Raw genomic sequence first — 18,005 nt, 5'->3', positions numbered from 1 at the left:
CCGGTGTAGTTGGCGCTGGGGCGGATGATCTTGTTGTCGATGCGCTGCTCGATGATGTGCGCGGCCCAGCCCGAGGTGCGCGAGATCACGAACAGCGGCGTGAACATCGCGGTGGGCACGCCCATCATGTGGTAGCTGACCGCGCTGAACCAGTCCAGGTTGGGGAACATTTTCTTGATGTCCCACATCACCGTTTCCAGGCGCTCGGCGATGTCGAACATCTTCATCGAGCCGGCGTCCTTCGACAGCTTCTTCGCCACTTCCTTGATCACCTGGTTGCGCGGGTCGCCGGTGGTGTACACCGGGTGGCCGAAGCCGATTACGACCTCCTTGTTCTCGACGCGGCGGGTGATGTCGGCCTGGGCCTCGTCCGGGTTGTCGTAGCGCTTCTGGATCTCGAACGCGACCTCGTTGGCGCCGCCGTGCTTGGGGCCGCGCAGCGCGCCGATCGCGCCGGCGATCGACGAGTACATGTCCGAGCCGGTGCCGGCGATCACGCGCGCGGTGAAGGTCGAGGCGTTGAACTCGTGCTCGGCGTACAGGTTGAGCGAGGTGTTCATGGCGCGCTCCCACAGCGCCGACGGCTTCTCGCCGTGCAGCAGGTGCAGGAAGTGGCCACCGATCGAGTCATCGTCGGTCTCCACTTCGATGCGGCGGCCGTTGTGGCTGTAGTGGTACCAGTACAGCAGCATCGAGCCGAGGCTGGCCATCAGCCGGTCGGCGATGTCGCGCGCGCCCGGGGTGTTGTGGTCTTCCTTCTCCGGCAGCACCGTGCCCAGCACCGACACGCCGGTGCGCATCACGTCCATCGGATGGGCGCTGGCGGGCACCCATTCCAGCGCCGCCTTGACGTTGGCGGGCAGGCCGCGCAGCGACTTCAGCTTGGCCTTGTAGGCGGCCAGCTCGGATTTGGTCGGCAGCTTGCCGTGCACCAGCAGGTGGGCGATCTCCTCGAATTCGCAGGTCTCGGCGATGTCGAGGATGTCGTAGCCGCGGTAGTGCAGGTCATTGCCGGTGCGGCCGACGGTGCACAGCGCGGTGTTGCCGGCGGTCACGCCCGACAGCGCGACGGATTTCTTGGCCCGCGGCGCGGCTGGCACGCTGGCTCCGGAGTCGGGTGCGGGGTCGAGTGTGGGGTCGGTTGCGGCAAGCTTCGAGGCAGGCATCCGTGTCTCCTTGGGCACTGCGGATGATGATGGGATGTGTGGATGGGTCCGGGGACCGGCTTCAGCCGAAGAACAGCGCTTCCACATTGGCCGGCAGCGGCGTGCCGGTGGCCTGCGCGCGCTGCAGCAGCGACCAGTAGTAGCGGTAGCTGGCGCGGTCGTGCAGCTGCCCTCCATGGCGGATCGGCGCCCAGTTGTTCTCGTGCGCGGACAACAGGATCTGGCTGGCCGCGCCGATCTCTTCCGCGCCGGGGCGGAATGCCGCCACGATCGGGGCGATCTGGCCCGGATGGATGCTCCACTTCCGCAGGTAGCCGAATTCGCAGCGCGCGCGCAGCGCATCATCGCCAGCGCGCTGCGGCGCCTGCACGTCGGTGCTGACGTTGTGCGACGGCACCTTGCCGTGGCGGTGGCAGGCGGCGGAGATTTCCAGCATGGCGCGGCGCACCAGCGGGTGCTCGAACTGCTGCGGCGAGCGCATCGCCTCGCCGGGAATCGCGCCATGGTGGGCCGAGACAAAGTCCATCAGCCCGAAGCTCAGGCATTCCACCTGCACCAGCGCGGCGATATCGAAGGCCTGCTCCAGCGCGGCATGGGTTTCGATCAGAACATGGATCGGGATATGGCGGGCAATGCCGGCACTGCGCGCGACCTGGTTGACATGGTCGGTCACGCGAGCGACCTCGACCACATCGGTGACCTTGGGCACCACCACATAGGCCAGCCGCGCCCCGGCGGCGCGCACCAGCACGTCGACGTCCTGGCGCCAGCTGGGGTGGGCCGGGTCGTGGATGCGCACGCCCACGCGGTTGTGGGCATTGAGCGGGCCGTTGACCAGCTGCGCGCACAACTCGGCGTGCTCGCGCTCATGGCCCACGGCGGCGCCGTCCTCGCAGTCGAAGGTGATATCGAAGACGGGGCCAAGCTCTTGTTGCAGGGCCAGCGACTTGCGCATCAGCTTTTCGCTGCCCGCGTAATGGTCACACACCGGCAGCTGGACCGGGATGGCTTCGCCCTGGAACAAGACCTCGGAAGGATGCACGTGGATTCAGAAAGTTGAAGTTGGCGGACAGGGCAGGGCCGCACGGCCGCTGCCTATGAAAAAACCGGGGTCCGCGCCGATTCTTGAATCGTTGCGGAACCCCGGTCTTTCGTCGAGCGTTGGGAAGATCAGCCCAGCAGATGCTGCACGCCGGCCTTTTCTTCTTCCAGTTCCTTCAGGGTGATGTTGATCTTTTCCTGGCTGTAGGCGTCGATCTCCAGACCCTTGACGATTTCGTACTTGCCGTTGGCGGTGGTCACCGGGTAGCCGAACATGGTGTCGGCCGGGATGCCGTATTCACCGTTGGACGGAATGCCCATGGTGACGACCTTGCCGTTGCTGCCCAGCACCCAGTCGCGCACGTGGTCGATCGCGGCATTGGCGGCCGAGGCGGCCGACGACAGGCCACGGGCCTCGATGATGGCGGCGCCGCGCTTGCCGACGGTCGGCAGGAACACGTCGTTGTTCCACACCGGGTCGTTGATCAGGTCCTTGACGCTCTGGCCGTCGACGGTGGCGTAGCGGTAGTCGGCGTACATGGTCGGGCTGTGGTTGCCCCACACGAACAGCTTCTCGATCGACGACACCGGCTTGCCGGTCTTGGCGGCGATCTGCGACAGCGCGCGGTTGTGGTCCAGGCGCAGCATCGCGGTGAAGTTCTCGCGCGGCAGGTTCGGGGCCGACTTCATGGCGATGTAGGCGTTGGTGTTGGCCGGGTTGCCGACCACCAGCACCTTGACATTGCGGCTGGCGACTTCGTCCAGCGCCTTGCCCTGCACGGTGAAGATCTGGGCGTTGGCTTCGAGCAGGTCCTTGCGCTCCATGCCCTTGCTGCGCGGACGGGCGCCCACCAGCAGGGCCACGTCGGCGTCCTTGAAGGCAACCTTGGGGTCATCGGTGATGACCACGCCGGCCAGCAGCGGGAACGCGCAGTCTTCCAGTTCCATCACCACGCCCTTGACGGCTTGCTGGGCTTGCGGCAGGTCGAGCAGTTGGAGGATGACCGGCTGGTCTTTGCCCAGCATGTCGCCGTTGGCGATGCGGAACAGCAGGGAGTAGCCGATCTGGCCAGCGGCGCCGGTCACTGCGACGCGCATTGGGGCTTTAGCCATGAGTAAATCTCCAAACGATAGAAGGGGGAATGCCGGTCGGTGGCGCGCCGGCGCCATGCAGAGGCGCGCGGTGTGTCACCGGGTGCTGGTTGTCGCCACAGCGGGGAGCGGCCGTCCGCCGGAGCCAGGTGGCGGGGCCGGTGGGGGAGAGCCACAACGGGTCATGGTGATGCAACAAGGCGTTAGTCTACTGCGAAGCGAGGCGCCATTTCCAGACCGGACCGCCGCCGGCGCGGTACATTTGCGCCGTGGGCAGCAGCCGGCGAGCCTTGGGGGCGGGCCATCGCGGGCGTGGACCAGCGCGAGTGTAGGCGTGGCCTCTCTGTCTGTCAATTCATATGTCTTATATAAGACATAAGACAATTAACGTAAGGCTGGACGTTGCGCGCCCTTTTGTGGTGAAATCGCGCTATGTCCTCCCTGCCTACGTCCCTGACCGGCGCAGCCGCCCCCGGCGCGCAGGAAACTGGCGCCGCCACGCCTGGCGCCGGGACGCAGCCGCTTTCGCCGCCGGCGCCCGCGCCGGCCGCCGCGCCGCAGGCCGCCACCCCAACTGGTTCCGCTTCCGGTCCCGCTCCTGGTCTGCAGTCAGTGCCATCGCCCACGTTCAGCCCGCTATACCAGCAGATCAAGGCGCTGATCACGCGCAGCCTGCAATCCGGCGAATGGAAGCCGGGCGAGATGATTCCCAGCGAAATGGAGCTGGCGTCACGCTACAAGGTCAGTCAGGGTACGGTGCGCAAGGCCATCGACGAACTCGCCGCCGAAAACCTGGTGGCGCGCCGCCAGGGCAAGGGCACCTTCGTGACCACGCACCATGAAGACGTGGTCAAGTTCCGATTCCTGCGCCTCGTTCCGGACGAGGGCGAACCCCATTATGGCGCCAGCCGCGTGCTCGAATGCAAGCGCCTGCGCGCCCCCGCCGAAATCGCGCGGCTGCTCGACATCCGCACCGGCGACAGCGTGGTGCAGATCCGCCGCGTGCTGACGTTCTCCGGCGAGTCGACCGTGCTGGACGAAATCTGGCTGCTCGGCGCCAACTTCAAGGGCCTGACCGCGGAAAAGCTGACCGAGTGGAAAGGGCCCATGTATGCATTGTTCGAGGCCGAATTCGGTACGCGCATGATCCGCGCCTCGGAAAAGATCCGCGCCGTGCCCGCCGACGAGACCGCCGCCGAGTTGCTGTCGGTGCCGGTGGGCGCGCCGCTGCTGTCGGTCGAGCGCGTCTCCTACACCTATGGCGACCGTCCCGTGGAAGTGCGCCGTGGACTCTACGTCACCACCCGGCACTATTACCAGAACGACCTGAGCTGAAATGGCGGCGTCGCGCCAGGGGCGTGCGCGCCGATTATGGTGGGTTTGGCCATGGTATTGCCGGCTTTGCGCGACGCGCTGTTTGTCGCGTGAAGTCGCGCGCCGGATGTGCGGAGTGTGCGATTGTCGGGCGGCGCTTGTCGGGCCGTGATAGCAGAAAATTATTGGTGCAGCGCGCAACAAAGGCGCTAAAATCTCATGGATTTGCCCTAATGCATCCCGTTGCATGCAGGCAATGGCAGTTTCGTTTCTTTGTTTACCGCTAATGGGGTCTCGCATGGCTGAAGCCGTCAAACAAGCCAGGCCGGAGTTCCGGAATATCGGTATTTCGCAGATCGCGAAATATCGGTTGCCCTGGGCCGGCAAGGTATCCATCCTGCATCGCGTGAGCGGTGCACTGATGTTCCTCCTCCTTCCCTTCGTCCTGTATCTGTTTGAGCAGAGCATCACCTCCGAACTGAGCTTCGCAAAGTTCTCGGCCCTTCTGTCCGGCGGCTTTGTCAAGCTGGTTGTGCTGGCCCTGATCTGGGGTTATCTGCATCACTTCTGCGCCGGGATCCGCTTCCTGCTGCTGGACGTGCACGTTGGTGTCTCCAAGCCCGCCTCGGCCAAGTCTGCCGTCAGCGTGCTGGTTGTGAGCCTGCTGCTTACCCTGATTTTCGGCCTGAAGCTGTTCGGCCTGTTCTGAGGAGAATCAAGGTGGCAAATAACAATATCGGTCCCAAGCGTCTTGTCGTCGGTGCGCACTACGGCCTGAAAGACTGGCTCGCGCAACGCGTCACCGCCGTGGTCATGGTGGTCTTCACCGTGATCCTGGCGATTGCCTTCCTGCTGTCGAACGGCGCTTCGTATGAAGCGTGGGCAGGGCTCTTCGCCAACCAGTGGATGAAGATCATCACGTTCCTGACCATCCTGTCGCTGCTGTATCACGCCTGGATCGGCGTGCGCGATATCTGGATGGACTATGTGAAGCCGATGGCGGTGCGCCTCGTGCTGCAAGTTCTTACGATTCTGTGGCTCGTCGGTTGCGCGGGCTACGCTGCTCAGATTCTCTGGAGGGTGTAATAAATGGTCGCAGTCAAGACTGGATTGCCGCGTCGCCGCTTTGACGTGGTCATCGTCGGTGCTGGCGGCGCCGGGATGCGCGCATCCCTCCAGCTCGCGGAAGCCGGCCTGAACGTGGCCGTGCTGTCCAAGGTGTTCCCGACCCGCTCGCACACCGTGGCGGCGCAGGGCGGCATCGGTGCCTCGCTCGGCAACATGAGCGAGGACAACTGGCACTATCACTTCTACGACACCATCAAGGGCTCGGACTGGCTGGGTGACCAGGACGCGATCGAGTTCATGTGCCGTGAAGCCCCGAAGGTCGTGTACGAGCTCGAACACTTCGGCATGCCGTTCGACCGCAACCCCGACGGCACCATCTACCAGCGCCCGTTTGGCGGCCACACCGCCAACTACGGCGAGAAGCCGGTGCAGCGCGCCTGCGCCGCGGCCGACCGTACCGGCCACGCGCTGCTGCACACGCTGTACCAGCGCAATGTGCGCGCCAAGACCCACTTCTTCGTCGAATGGATGGCGCTGGACCTGATCCGCGACCAGGACGGCGACGTGCTGGGCGTGACCGCGCTGGAAATGGAAACCGGCGAGGTCTACATCCTCGAGGCCAAGACCACGCTGTTCGCGACCGGCGGTGCCGGCCGCATCTACGCCGCTTCCACCAACGCCTTCATCAACACCGGTGACGGTCTGGGCATGGCAGCGCGCGCTGGCGTGCCGCTGGAAGACATGGAGTTCTGGCAGTTCCACCCGACCGGCGTGGCCGGCGCGGGCGTGCTGATCACCGAAGGCGTGCGCGGCGAAGGCGGTATCCTGCGCAACAAGGACGGCGAGCGCTTCATGGAGCGCTATGCGCCGACGCTGAAGGATCTGGCGCCGCGCGACTTCGTCTCGCGCTCGATGGACCAGGAAATCAAGGAAGGCCGCGGCTGCGGCCCGAACGGCGACTACGTGCTGCTCGACCTGACCCACGTCGGTGCCGAGACCATCATGAAGCGCCTGCCGTCGATCCGCGAGATCGGCCTGAAGTTCGCCAACGTCGACGCGATCAAGGAACCGATCCCGGTGGTCCCGACCATCCACTACCAGATGGGTGGCATCCCGACCAACTACCACGGCCAGGTCGTGGTGCCGAAGAACGGCAACCCGAACGAAGTCCTGAACGGTTTCTACGCGATCGGCGAATGCTCGTGCGTGTCGGTGCACGGCGCCAACCGCCTGGGCACCAACTCGCTGCTCGACCTGGTGGTGTTCGGCCGCGCCGCCGGCAACCACATCATTGCGCAGAACCTGAAGCAGAAGGAACACAAGCCGCTGCCGGCCGATGCCGCCGACCTCGCGCTGTCGCGCCTGGCCAAGCTGCAGGCCTCGTCGTCGGGCGAGTACACGCAGGACGTCGCCAACGACATCCGCAAGAACATGCAGTCGCATGCCGGCGTGTTCCGTACCCAGAAGCTGATGGACGAAGGCGTCGAGCGCATCCTGGAAGTGACCGAGCGTGCCGCCAACATCCACCTGAAGGACAAGTCCAAGGTCTTCAACACCGCGCTGGTGGAAGCCCTGGAAGTGGCCAACCTGGTGGAAGTGGCCAAGGCCACCATGATCTCGGCGGCGGCCCGCAAGGAATCGCGCGGTGCCCATGCGCACAGCGACTTCCCCAACCGCGACGACCAGAACTGGCTCAAGCACACGCTGTTCTACAGCGAAGGCAACCGCCTCGACTACAAGCCGGTGAAGATGGAACCGCTGACGGTGGAAAGCGTGCCGCCGAAGGCCCGTACCTTCTGAGCACCGCATCGTAGAGACAACAGGACCCACAGAAATGAAGCGTATTTTCGAAGTCTACCGCTACGATCCGGACAAGGACGCGGCGCCGCGCATGCAGACCTACGAGGTCGAGCTGGACGGCCACGAGCGCATGCTGCTGGACGCGCTGGTAAAGCTGAAGAAGCTGGACGAGACCATCTCGTTCCGCCGTTCGTGCCGCGAAGGCGTGTGCGGCTCGGACGCGATGAACATCAACGGCAAGAACGGCCTGGCCTGCCTGACCAACATGCGCGAGCTGCCGGATCGCATCGTGCTGCGTCCGCTGCCCGGCCTGCCGGTGGTGCGCGACCTGATCGTCGACATGACGAACTTCTTCAAGCAGTACAACTCGATCAAGCCGTTCCTGATCAACGACGAGCCGCCGCCCGAAAAAGAGCGCCTGCAGTCGCCGGAAGAGCGTGACGAGCTGGATGGCCTGTACGAGTGCATTCTCTGCGCCAGCTGCTCGACCTCGTGCCCGTCGTTCTGGTGGAACCCGGACAAGTTCGTCGGCCCGGCCGGCCTGCTGCAGGCTTACCGCTTCATCGCGGACAGCCGCGACCAGGCCACCAATGAGCGCCTGGACAACCTGAACGACCCGTACCGCCTGTTCCGCTGCCACAGCATCATGAACTGCGTCGACGTGTGCCCGAAGGGTCTGAACCCGACCAAGGCCATCGGCAAGATCAAGGAACTGATGGTCCGCCGCGCGGTGTGATTCCGCGGCTGTCTAAGTAGTAAGCGGCGCGTCAGCCAGAGCGGCTATATCTGGCGGGCGCGCCGAAAGTAGGAAGCCATGACCGAGAGTCCTGCCACCACCTTCTCCCATCAGGCCGATCCGCACAAGCGCGCCCGGTTGCGCTGGCGTGCCCGCCGCGGCCTCCTGGAGAACGACATCATCGTCGAACGTTTCTTCAACCGTTACGAGGAGAGCCTGTCCGACGAGGATGTGGCTGCGCTGAGCCAGCTGTTCGAACTCAGCGACAACGAGTTGATGGACCTGCTCCTTGCGCGCAAGGAACTGGACGGTGAGCTCGACACGCCCCCGATGCAGCGAGTCATTGGCCTGCTGCGTACGGTCTGAGTTTTGGTCAACATTATTATTCACAGCATTTGAAGGATCCGACATGACGCCGTCCGATGTGAAAGCCACGCTATCGTTCTCCGATGGTTCCCCCAGCGTTGAGCTGCCGATCTACAAGGGTACGGTTGGCCCGGACGTGATCGACATTCGCAAGCTGTACGGACAAACCGGTAAGTTCACCTACGACCCCGGTTTCATGTCGACGGCTTCGTGCAATTCCAAGATCACCTATATCGACGGCGACAAGGGCGAGCTGCTGTACCGCGGCTACCCGATCGAGCAGCTGGCGCAGAAGTGCGACCACCTCGAGACCTGCTATCTGCTGCTGAAGGGCGAGCTGCCCAACGCCAAGCAGAAGGAAGAATTCGTCGGCCACGTGATGAACCACACCATGGTTCACGAGCAGCTGCAGTTCTTCATGCGCGGCTTCCGCCGCGATGCCCATCCGATGGCCGTGCTGACCGGCCTGGTGGGTGCCATGAGCGCGTTCTATCACGACGCCATGGATATCGACGATCCGCACCAGCGCGAGATCTCGGCCATCCGCCTGATCGCCAAGATGCCGACCATGGTCGCCATGGCGTACAAGTACAACATCGGCCAGCCCTACATCTATCCGCAGAACGACCTGTCCTACTCGGGCAACTTCCTGCGCATGCTGTTCGCCACGCCGTGCGCCCCGTACACCGTGAACCCGGTGCTGGAGCGCGCGCTGGACCGCATCTTCATCCTGCACGCCGACCACGAGCAGAACGCGTCGACCTCGACCGTGCGCCTGGCCGGTTCGTCGGGCACCAACCCGTTCGCCGCCATCGCCGCCGGCGTGGCCTGCCTGTGGGGCCCGGCCCACGGCGGCGCCAACGAAGCCGCGCTGAAGATGCTGGAAGAAATCGGCAGCGTCGACAACATCCCCGAGTTCATCAAGCAGGTCAAGGACAAGAACTCGGGCGTGCGCCTGATGGGCTTCGGCCACCGCGTGTACAAGAACTACGATCCGCGCGCCAAGCTGATGCGCGAAACCTGCCATGAAGTGCTGAACGAACTGGGCCTGCACAACGACCCGCTGTTCAAGCTCGCCATGGAGCTGGAAAAGATCGCGCTGGAAGACGAGTACTTCGTCAGCCGCAAGCTGTACCCGAACGTCGACTTCTACTCGGGCATCGTGCAGCGCGCGCTGGGCATCCCGACCTCGCTGTTCACCTGCATCTTCGCGCTGGCCCGCACCCCGGGCTGGATCTCGCAGTGGGAAGAGATGATCACCGATCCGGAATACAAGATCGGCCGTCCGCGCCAGCTGTTCGTTGGCGCCGCCACCCGCGATGTGCCGGACGTGGCCAAGCGCTAAGCTGCCCGCCGCTGCGCAGTGCAGCAATTCCAGACGCCCCGGCCCCGCCGGGGCGTTTGTCTTTGTGGGCCGGACGCGGTTGTGCAGCGCGGCGCGGAGAAGGGCAGGAAATTGCACCCTGAATGGTCCGGAGCGCAATTTGTGGATGATTGTGTCGCGTTTTCCCAAATCCATTCCGCATAAATTGTGCGATAGTCGCGTGCGGCAGGAAATTTGACCCTATAATGCGGGCTGCTTTGCCGACGGCAGCCGGGCCACCCTTCCGGCTTGCGGTGCGGCAAGCGGGGCAGGCGAATCGCTTGCGCAATAGAGAACGCATCAAACGTTGTCTTTCCGAACCTTGGTCCCCATACCTCAGCGGGACTGACACTTGCCGGGCCCCGCATACGCTGTCTCTTCCTTGCAGGCCCGACTTCCGCGTCTCGGGCCGCGCTTGTCGCAAGTCCCGATCCCAGTCGTCCGCGGGTGTTGTTCGATTGCGCAGGTCATACCGTTTCTGCCCGGATGACCCAAACATAAATCGAGGAGCTCCTGATGACGCTGTCCCGCCTTTCCACCATCTCGCTGGCTGCCATGCTGGCTACCTTCGGCGCCGCCGCCAACGCCGAAACCGTGAAGATCGCCATTGCCGGCCCGATGAGCGGCTCGGTGGCGCAGTATGGCGACATGGTCAAGGCCGGTGCGCTGACCGCGGTCGAACAGATCAACGCAGCCGGCGGCGCCGGCGGCAACAAGTTCGAGGTGGTGCTGATGGACGACGCCTGCGAGCCGAAGCAGGCCGTGGCCGTGGCCAACAAGATCGTCAGCCAGAACATCAAGTACGTGATCGGCCACGTGTGCTCGGGCTCGACCATCCCGGCCTCGGACATCTACGAGAACGAAGGCATCGTGATGGTCACGCCGTCGGCCACCGCGCCGCAGCTGACCGAGACCAAGAAGCGCAACTTCATCTTCCGCACCATCGGCCGCGACGACCAGCAGGGCCCGGCCGCCGCCCAGTACATCATCGGCAAGATCAAGCCGAAGAAGGTCGCGGTGCTGCACGACAAGCAGTCGTACGGCCAGGGCATCGCCAGCTCGGTGAAGAAGGACCTGGAAGCCGCCAAGATCCCGGTGGCCGTGTTCGAAGGCATCAACGCCGGCGACTCGGACTACTCGGCCGTGATCACCAAGCTCAAGTCGCAGGGCGTGGACTTCGTCTACTTCGGTGGCTACCACCCGGAAATGGGCCTGCTGCTGCGCCAGGCACGCGAGCAGGGCGTGAAGGCCACCTTCATGGGCCCCGAGGGCGTGGGCAACAAGGACGTGACCGCGATCGCCGGCCCGTCGTCGGAAGGCATGCTGGTGACGCTGCCGGCCGACTTCTCGGCCGATCCGGCCAACTCCGGCCTCGTCAAGGCCTTTGCCGACAAGAAGCGTGACGCCAACGGCCCGTTCCAGATGCCGGCCTATGCCGCCGTCAAGATCATCGGCGACGCCATCGCCGGCGCCAAGAGCACCGATCCCACCAAGGTCGCGGCGTACATGCACAAGAACGCCTTCACCACCCCGATCGGCAAGGTCGAGTACGACGCCAAGGGCGACCTGAAGTCCTTCAAGTTCGTGGTCTACACCTGGCACAAGGACGCCAGCAAGACGGCCGCCAACTGAGGCGTTCGCATCCCGACGGGGTGCTCCCCTCTCCCGCTTGCGGGAGAGGGGCAGGGGGTGAGGGCAGGCGGGTCAAAAGCTGACGGCTGTGGGTAAAAACGTTGGCCCCGCTTGATGTGGCTCCTCGCTAAACCACCCCTCACCCCGGCCCTCTCCCCATGCGGGGAGAGGGAGAACACCTTGCTTTGGCAAGTTCGAATGGTTTTGGCGCATCTCCGCCGAGGCCAGTTCCGGCGCCTACGAGGCTTCCCCCAATGAATGAATTCCTTCCACAGTTCACCCAGCAGCTGGTCAACGGCCTGACGCTGGGTGCGATCTATGCGCTGATCGCCATCGGCTACACAATGGTCTACGGCATCATCGGCATGATCAATTTCGCGCACGGCGAGATTTACATGATCGGTGCCTATGTCGGCCTGGTCACGCTCACCGCCATCGGCGCCCAGGCAGGCTATCCCCTGCCGCTGGTGCTCGGCGCCGCCTTGCTGGTGTCGGTGATGGTGACCGGCGTCTACGGCTATGCGGTCGAGCGGGTGGCATACCGCCCCTTGCGCGGCGGGCCGCGGCTGGTGCCGCTGATCTCGGCCATCGGCATGTCGATTTTCCTGCAGAACTATGTCCAGATCGGGCAGGGTGCGCGCGATGTCTCGGTGCCGGTGCTGATCTCGGGCGCCATCGAGTTCCAGATGGGCGGCGACTTCACCGTGACGGTGCCGTACTCGCGCCTGCTGATCGTCGGCGTGACGCTGGCGCTGATGGTGGCGCTGACGCTGTTCATCGGCCGCTCGCGCATGGGCCGCGCCTGCCGCGCCTGCGCCGAGGACATGCGCATGGCCAACCTGCTGGGCATCGACACCAACAAGGTGATCTCGTTCACCTTCGTGCTGGGCGCGATGCTGGCGGCGGTGGGCGGCGTGCTGATCGGGCTGACCATCGGCAAGCTCAATCCCTTCATCGGCTTCATTGCCGGCATCAAGGCCTTTACCGCGGCGGTGCTGGGCGGCATCGGCAGCATCCCGGGCGCGATGCTCGGCGGCGTGCTGCTGGGCCTGGCGGAAACCTTCGCCTCGGGCTACATGCCGGCCGAATACAAGGACGTGGTCGCATTCAGCCTGCTGGTGCTGGTGCTGCTGTTCCGTCCGACCGGGCTGCTGGGCAAGCCTGATGTCGAAAAGGTCTGAGGGGGGCGAAACCATGACCAATAACGTATCTGCGATGCCGGCGGCCAAGGCCGCCGCGCGCGGCGCCACGCCGGGCCAGTCGCTGAAGAACGCGATCACGGCGGCCGTGATGACCGCCATCCTGACCATCCCCATCCTGGGCCTGCAGCTCAAGCTGGAAGGCTACAAGGTGGTGCTGGAACCGCACTGGCGGCCGGTGTGGCTGGCCGTGGCGGCGGTGTTCCTGTTCCAGTTGTTCAAGCCGATGCTGTCGCGCGCCGGCAGCGCGGTGCGCCTGCCGGCGCTGCCGCAGCTGGGCGCGCAGCGGCAGCGCGTGGCGGTGTGGGTGCTGCTGGCGGTGGGGCTGGTGTGGCCGTTCTTCGGCTCGCGCGGCGCGGTCGACGTGGCCACGCTGGCGCTGATCTACGTGATCCTGGGCCTGGGCCTGAATATCGTGGTGGGCTATGCCGGCCTGCTCGACCTGGGCTATGTCGGCTTCTATGCGGTGGGCGGCTACACCTACGCACTGCTGAACCAGTATTTCGGCCTGACCTTCTGGGAATGCCTGCCGATCGCGGCGGCCATGTCGGCGGGCTTCGGTTTCCTGCTCGGCTTCCCGGTGCTGCGCCTGCGCGGCGACTACCTGGCCATCGTCACGCTTGGCTTCGGCGAGATCATCCGCCTGCTGCTGAACAACCTGACCAGCCTGACCGGCGGCCCGGACGGCGTCTCGGGCATCCCCAAGCCCAGCGTGTTCGGCATCGAGATGGCGCGCAGCGCCAGCGTCGAGGGCGCGCGCACTTTCCACGAGCTGATCGGACTGGACTACGCCAGCCAGCACATGGTGATCTTCCTTTACCTGATCGCGCTGCTGCTGGTCGGCTTCACGCTGTTCGTCACCAGCCGCCTGATCCGCATGCCGATGGGCCGCGCCTGGGAGGCGCTGCGCGAGGACGAGATCGCGTGCCGCTCGCTGGGCCTGAACCCGACCCGCATCAAGCTGTCGGCGTTCACGCTGGGGGCATCCTTCGCCGGCCTGGGCGGCGCGTTCTTCGCCGCGCGCCAGGGCCTGGTCAACCCGGAATCGTTCACCTTCATCGAATCGGCGCTGGTGCTGGCCGTGGTGGTGCTGGGGGGCATGGGCTCGCAGCTGGGCGTGATCCTGGCGGCGATCCTGCTGACCGTGCTGCCCGAGGTGGCGCGCGGCTTCGCCGAATATCGCATGCTGATCTTCGGCCTGGTGATGGTGCTGATGATGATGTGGCGTCCGCAGGGCCTGTTGCCCGCGAGCCGCCCGCACGTGGAGCTTCCCCGATGAATGCGCCGATGATGAATGCGCCGATGAATACAACGGCAGAACTGCTCACGGTGTCGGGCCTGCAGATGCGCTTTGGCGGCCTGCTGGCCGTCGACGGCATCGATTTCGATGTGCGCAAGGATGAGGTCTTCGCCATCATCGGCCCCAACGGCGCCGGCAAGACCACGGTGTTCAACTGCGTCGGCGGCTTCTACAAGCCGACCGCGGGCAACGTGACGCTCGACGGCCATGCCATTGCCGGCCTGCCGAGCCACATGGTGGCGCGCAAGGGCCTGGTGCGCACGTTCCAGAACATCCGCCTGTTCAAGAACCTGACCGTGGTCGAGAACCTGATGGTGGCGCAACACCTGCAGGTGCAGTCCGGCATCCTGCGCGGCCTGTTCGCAACCCCGGCCTACCGCCGCGCCGAGCGCGAGGCGCTGCAGCGCGCCGCGCAATGGCTGGAGCGCATGGGTTTGACCGGCGTCGCCAACCGCGAGGCGGGCACGCTGTCCTACGGCCACCAGCGCCGGCTCGAGATCGCGCGCTGCATGATCACCCAGCCGCGCCTGCTGATGCTGGACGAACCCGCCGCCGGCCTGAACCCGCAGGAGAAGATCGAGCTGCAGCAGCTGATCGACCAGCTGCGGCGCGAGTTCGGCATTGCCGTGCTGCTGATCGAGCACGACATGAGCCTGGTGATGGGCGTGTCCGATCGCATCCTGGTGATGGAGCACGGCAAGCCGATCGTGATTGGCAAGCCCGAGGAAGTGCGCAACGACCCGCGCGTGATCAAGGCCTACCTGGGAGAGGACTGATGCTGAAGCTGGAACAGGTCCATACCCACTACGGCGCCGTCGAGGCGCTGTCGGGCGTATCGATCGAAGTCAACAAGGGGGAAATCGTCACCCTGATCGGCAGCAACGGCGCCGGCAAGACGACGCTGATGATGACCGTGTGCGGCACCCCGCGCGCCTCGAGCGGACGCGTGCTGTTCGAAGGGCAGGACATCACCCATCGCTCGACCCACGAGATCATGCGCCTGGGCATGGCGATCTCGCCCGAGGGCCGGCGCGTGTTCCCCAGCCTGACGGTGCTGGAAAACCTGAAGATGGGCGCCTTCTTCGCCAAGCGCGACGAGATCGAGGCGGGCATCGAGCATGTGTTCAAGCTGTTCCCGCGCCTGAACCAGCGCGCCGGCCAGCGCGCCGGCACCATGTCGGGCGGCGAGCAGCAGATGCTGGCGATCGGCCGCGCGCTGATGAGCCGGCCGCGCCTGCTGCTCCTGGACGAGCCCACGCTCGGCCTGGCGCCGCTGATCATCGCGCAGATCTTCGACATCATCCGCACCATTCGTGACGAGGGCGTCACCGTGTTCCTGGTCGAGCAGAACGCCAACAAGGCGCTGCAGGTGGCGGACCGGGGCTATGTGCTGGAGACCGGCAAGGTAGTGCTGGCCGATACCGGCGCCAACCTGCTCGCCAACGACCGGATCAAGGCCGCCTACCTCGGCGGCTGACGCCGGCCGGCCGCCGCGCCTGCCGCGGCGGCCGCTTCCTTGCGCCATCCGCGTTTTCGCCATCCGCGAAAGCCCCCTTTCGCCAATCACATTACATTCCACGCGCCGTCCCGACCGGGCAGGCGCTGATCCCCATACCCCCTGTGGCATAATCGATTGCCAAGTCAAGCATTGCGGCAACGCTTGAAATAACGCTCGCTTCAGGCGGCTTCCGGCGCGATCATCGCGATGGTCGTAATCGACCACCGTATACGCCACCGCGACCGAAGCGAACAAAAACCCCCTGCAAACTACTGCGGTTACCGCGGACCTCTCCTGCAAGGGACCGGTCATTCGGCCCGCCATCGCATCATGGCCAAGACGCTCTACGACAAACTCTGGGATGACCACACCGTCCACGTCGAGGAAGACGGCACCACGCTGCTCTATATCGACCGCCACCTGCTGCATGAAGTGACCAGCCCGCAGGCGTTCGAGGGCCTGAAGATGGCGGAGCGTCCGGTGTGGCGCATCAGCGCCAACCTGGCGGTGTCGGACCACAACGTGCCGACCACGGACCGCAGCCAGGGCATTGCCGATCCGGTGTCGAAGCTGCAGGTCGATACGCTCGACGCCAACTGCGACAGCTATGGCATCACCCAGTTCAAGATGAACGACCACCGCCAGGGCATCGTGCACGTGATCGGGCCGGAGCAGGGCGCAACGCTGCCGGGCATGACGGTGGTGTGCGGCGACTCGCATACCAGCACCCACGGCGCCTTCGGCGCGCTCGCGCATGGCATTGGCACCTCGGAAGTCGAGCACGTGCTGGCCACGCAGACGCTGCTGGGCAAGAAGGCCAAGAACATGCTGGTCAGGGTGGAAGGCAAGCTGCCGCGCGGCTGCACCGCCAAGGACATCGTGCTGGCCATCATCGGCAAGATCGGCACCGCCGGCGGCACCGGCTTCACCATCGAGTTTGCCGGCTCTGCCATCCGCGACCTGACCATGGAAGGCCGCATGACGGTCTGCAACATGGCGATCGAGGCGGGCGCGCGCGCCGGCCTGGTGGCGGTGGACGATGTCACGCTGGAATACGTCAAGGGCCGCCCGTACGCACCGCAGGGCGTGGAGTGGGAGCAGGCCGTGGCGTACTGGCGCACGCTGCATTCGGATGCCGGTGCCAAGTTCGACCAGGTGGTCGAGCTGCGCGCGGAAGAGGTGCGCCCGCAGGTGACCTGGGGCACCTCGCCGGAAATGGTGATCAGCATCGAAGACCGCGTGCCGGACCCGGAGAAGGAAAAGGACCCGAACAAGCGCAATGCGATGGAGCGCGCGCTGGAATACATGGGCCTGCAGCCCAACGTGCCGGTCGAGAGCATCAATATCGACAAGGTCTTCATCGGCTCGTGCACCAACAGCCGCATCGAAGACATGCGCGCCGCTGCGTGGGTGGTGCAGAAGCTGGGGCGCAAGGTCGCCGGCAACGTGAAGCTGGCGATGGTGGTGCCGGGCTCGGGCCTGGTCAAGGAGCAAGCCGAGCGCGAAGGCCTGGACAAGATCTTCAAGGCCGCGGGCTTTGAATGGCGCGAGCCGGGCTGCTCGATGTGCCTGGCGATGAACGCCGACCGCCTCGATCCGGGCGAGCGCTGCGCGTCGACCTCGAACCGCAACTTCGAAGGCCGCCAGGGCGCGGGCGGGCGCACTCACCTGGTGAGCCCGGCGATGGCCGCTGCGGCCGCCATCGAGGGCCATTTCGTCGATATCCGCAAGCTGGGCTGAACAAGCAAGGAAGGAACCCATGGAAAAGTTCACCGTACACAGCGGCCTGGTCGCGCCGCTCGACCGCGAGAACGTCGACACCGACGCCATCATCCCGAAGCAGTTCCTGAAGTCGATCAAGCGCACCGGCTTCGGTCCCAACCTGTTCGACGAGTGGCGCTACAAGGATGTCGGCGAGCCCGGCATGGACAACAGCAAGCGTCCGCTGAACCCGGACTTCGTGCTGAACCAGCAGCGCTACCAGGGTGCGTCGATCCTGCTGGCGCGCCGTAACTTCGGCTGCGGCAGCTCGCGCGAGCACGCGCCGTGGGCGCTGTCGCAATACGGCTTTCGCGCCGTGATCGCGCCCAGCTTTGCCGACATCTTCTTCAACAACTGCTACAAGAACGGCCTGCTGCCGGTGGTGCTGAGCGAGCAGCAGGTCGACCACCTGTTCAACGAGACCAACGCGTTCAACGGCTACCAGCTGACCATCGACCTGGACAAGCAGGCCGTGATCACGCCGTCTGGCCAGGGCTACGAGTTCGACATCGCCCCGTTCCGCAAGTACTGCATGCTGAACGGCTTCGACGATATCGGCCTGACCTTGCGCCATGCCGACAAGATCAAGGCCTACGAGGCCGAGCGCGTGGCGAAGATGCCGTGGCTGAACAACCGCCTGGTCGGATAAGACTCAACCGAGGAAGACAA

General features: G+C 65.0%; 17 protein-coding genes. 14 read left to right on the top strand and 3 right to left on the bottom strand.

What is annotated here, in order from left to right:
• From prpC to AC3FMM_RS28365, 3 genes are all read right to left on the bottom strand, one after another.
• On the bottom strand, positions 1–1,166 hold a 1,166-nt coding region (gene prpC, locus AC3FMM_RS28375), incomplete at its 3' end, for a bifunctional 2-methylcitrate synthase/citrate synthase (protein WP_488687781.1).
• Positions 1,167–1,227: 61 nt separating this feature from the next.
• Positions 1,228–2,208 carry an HpcH/HpaI aldolase/citrate lyase family protein gene (locus AC3FMM_RS28370; protein ID WP_116312849.1) on the bottom strand — a complete coding sequence of 327 codons (981 nt, stop codon included), beginning with the start codon at positions 2,206–2,208 and terminating at the stop codon, positions 1,228–1,230.
• Positions 2,209–2,336: 128 nt separating this feature from the next.
• Positions 2,337–3,320 (bottom strand): malate dehydrogenase, encoded by a 984-nt coding sequence (locus AC3FMM_RS28365; RefSeq protein ID WP_012353375.1) that lies wholly within the window; start codon positions 3,318–3,320, stop codon positions 2,337–2,339.
• 411 nt (positions 3,321–3,731) lie between these two features.
• Between AC3FMM_RS28365 and AC3FMM_RS28360 the strand changes: the two genes are divergently transcribed.
• From AC3FMM_RS28360 to leuD, 14 genes are all read left to right on the top strand, one after another.
• On the top strand, positions 3,732–4,634 hold the full coding sequence (locus AC3FMM_RS28360; RefSeq protein WP_116312848.1) for a GntR family transcriptional regulator: 903 nt from the start codon (positions 3,732–3,734) through the stop codon (positions 4,632–4,634).
• Between the two features lie 277 nt (positions 4,635–4,911).
• Entirely contained in the window at positions 4,912–5,322 is a 411-nt protein-coding gene (gene sdhC, locus AC3FMM_RS28355) for a succinate dehydrogenase, cytochrome b556 subunit (RefSeq protein WP_062802218.1), read from the top strand.
• Positions 5,323–5,333: 11 nt separating this feature from the next.
• Positions 5,334–5,699: a succinate dehydrogenase, hydrophobic membrane anchor protein gene (gene sdhD, locus AC3FMM_RS28350; RefSeq protein WP_012353372.1), complete on the top strand. Its 366-nt coding sequence runs from the start codon at positions 5,334–5,336 to the stop codon at positions 5,697–5,699.
• A gap of 3 nt (positions 5,700–5,702) precedes the next feature.
• Positions 5,703–7,481: a succinate dehydrogenase flavoprotein subunit gene (sdhA, locus tag AC3FMM_RS28345; RefSeq protein WP_111517512.1), complete on the top strand. Its 1,779-nt coding sequence runs from the start codon at positions 5,703–5,705 to the stop codon at positions 7,479–7,481.
• A 34-nt stretch (positions 7,482–7,515) separates the two neighbouring features.
• The gene (locus AC3FMM_RS28340) at positions 7,516–8,217 is read left to right on the top strand and encodes a succinate dehydrogenase iron-sulfur subunit (RefSeq protein WP_010814619.1); all 702 of its coding nucleotides are present in this window, start codon (positions 7,516–7,518) and stop codon (positions 8,215–8,217) included.
• 78 nt (positions 8,218–8,295) lie between these two features.
• On the top strand, positions 8,296–8,583 hold the full coding sequence (locus tag AC3FMM_RS28335) for an FAD assembly factor SdhE (protein WP_115680683.1): 288 nt from the start codon (positions 8,296–8,298) through the stop codon (positions 8,581–8,583).
• A 43-nt stretch (positions 8,584–8,626) separates the two neighbouring features.
• Positions 8,627–9,928 (top strand): citrate synthase, encoded by a 1,302-nt coding sequence (gene gltA / locus AC3FMM_RS28330; RefSeq protein ID WP_018005206.1) that lies wholly within the window; start codon positions 8,627–8,629, stop codon positions 9,926–9,928.
• A 534-nt stretch (positions 9,929–10,462) separates the two neighbouring features.
• A complete protein-coding gene (locus AC3FMM_RS28325) occupies positions 10,463–11,578 on the top strand; it encodes a branched-chain amino acid ABC transporter substrate-binding protein (protein ID WP_115710203.1) in 1,116 nt (371 codons plus the stop codon).
• A 254-nt stretch (positions 11,579–11,832) separates the two neighbouring features.
• Positions 11,833–12,759 (top strand): high-affinity branched-chain amino acid ABC transporter permease LivH, encoded by a 927-nt coding sequence (gene livH, locus AC3FMM_RS28320; protein ID WP_012353367.1) that lies wholly within the window; start codon positions 11,833–11,835, stop codon positions 12,757–12,759.
• Between the two features lie 34 nt (positions 12,760–12,793).
• A complete protein-coding gene (locus AC3FMM_RS28315; protein ID WP_115680681.1) occupies positions 12,794–14,056 on the top strand; it encodes a high-affinity branched-chain amino acid ABC transporter permease LivM in 1,263 nt (420 codons plus the stop codon).
• Between the two features lie 23 nt (positions 14,057–14,079).
• Complete coding sequence (gene livG, locus AC3FMM_RS28310; RefSeq protein WP_116313283.1) at positions 14,080–14,853, top strand: high-affinity branched-chain amino acid ABC transporter ATP-binding protein LivG; 774 nt, start codon at positions 14,080–14,082, stop codon at positions 14,851–14,853.
• Positions 14,853–15,554, top strand: coding sequence for an ABC transporter ATP-binding protein (locus tag AC3FMM_RS28305; protein ID WP_012353364.1), 702 nt, complete (start codon positions 14,853–14,855; stop codon positions 15,552–15,554). Before livG ends, AC3FMM_RS28305 begins: the two co-directional genes overlap by 1 nt.
• Before the next feature lie 351 nt (positions 15,555–15,905).
• On the top strand, positions 15,906–17,315 hold the full coding sequence (gene leuC, locus AC3FMM_RS28300) for a 3-isopropylmalate dehydratase large subunit (RefSeq protein WP_115710201.1): 1,410 nt from the start codon (positions 15,906–15,908) through the stop codon (positions 17,313–17,315).
• A 19-nt stretch (positions 17,316–17,334) separates the two neighbouring features.
• Entirely contained in the window at positions 17,335–17,985 is a 651-nt protein-coding gene (gene leuD, locus AC3FMM_RS28295; protein ID WP_115710199.1) for a 3-isopropylmalate dehydratase small subunit, read from the top strand.
• Positions 17,986–18,005: the final 20 nt, after the last annotated feature.

It is taken from the genome of Cupriavidus sp. 207A1, assembly GCF_057798955.1.
This window is presented reverse-complemented; position numbering and strand designations above follow the sequence as displayed.

Coding starts and splice junctions, on each gene's coding strand:
- AC3FMM_RS28335 (WP_115680683.1), top strand. CDS start 8,296: ATGACCGAGAGTCCTGCCACCACCTTCTCCCATCAGGCCGATCCGCAC.
- sdhC (WP_062802218.1), top strand. CDS start 4,912: ATGGCTGAAGCCGTCAAACAAGCCAGGCCGGAGTTCCGGAATATCGGT.
- AC3FMM_RS28360 (WP_116312848.1), top strand. CDS start 3,732: ATGTCCTCCCTGCCTACGTCCCTGACCGGCGCAGCCGCCCCCGGCGCG.
- AC3FMM_RS28340 (WP_010814619.1), top strand. CDS start 7,516: ATGAAGCGTATTTTCGAAGTCTACCGCTACGATCCGGACAAGGACGCG.
- AC3FMM_RS28365 (WP_012353375.1), bottom strand. CDS start 3,320: ATGGCTAAAGCCCCAATGCGCGTCGCAGTGACCGGCGCCGCTGGCCAG.
- leuD (WP_115710199.1), top strand. CDS start 17,335: ATGGAAAAGTTCACCGTACACAGCGGCCTGGTCGCGCCGCTCGACCGC.
- gltA (WP_018005206.1), top strand. CDS start 8,627: ATGACGCCGTCCGATGTGAAAGCCACGCTATCGTTCTCCGATGGTTCC.
- AC3FMM_RS28325 (WP_115710203.1), top strand. CDS start 10,463: ATGACGCTGTCCCGCCTTTCCACCATCTCGCTGGCTGCCATGCTGGCT.
- AC3FMM_RS28315 (WP_115680681.1), top strand. CDS start 12,794: ATGCCGGCGGCCAAGGCCGCCGCGCGCGGCGCCACGCCGGGCCAGTCG.
- livH (WP_012353367.1), top strand. CDS start 11,833: ATGAATGAATTCCTTCCACAGTTCACCCAGCAGCTGGTCAACGGCCTG.
- livG (WP_116313283.1), top strand. CDS start 14,080: ATGAATACAACGGCAGAACTGCTCACGGTGTCGGGCCTGCAGATGCGC.
- leuC (WP_115710201.1), top strand. CDS start 15,906: ATGGCCAAGACGCTCTACGACAAACTCTGGGATGACCACACCGTCCAC.
- AC3FMM_RS28305 (WP_012353364.1), top strand. CDS start 14,853: ATGCTGAAGCTGGAACAGGTCCATACCCACTACGGCGCCGTCGAGGCG.
- sdhA (WP_111517512.1), top strand. CDS start 5,703: ATGGTCGCAGTCAAGACTGGATTGCCGCGTCGCCGCTTTGACGTGGTC.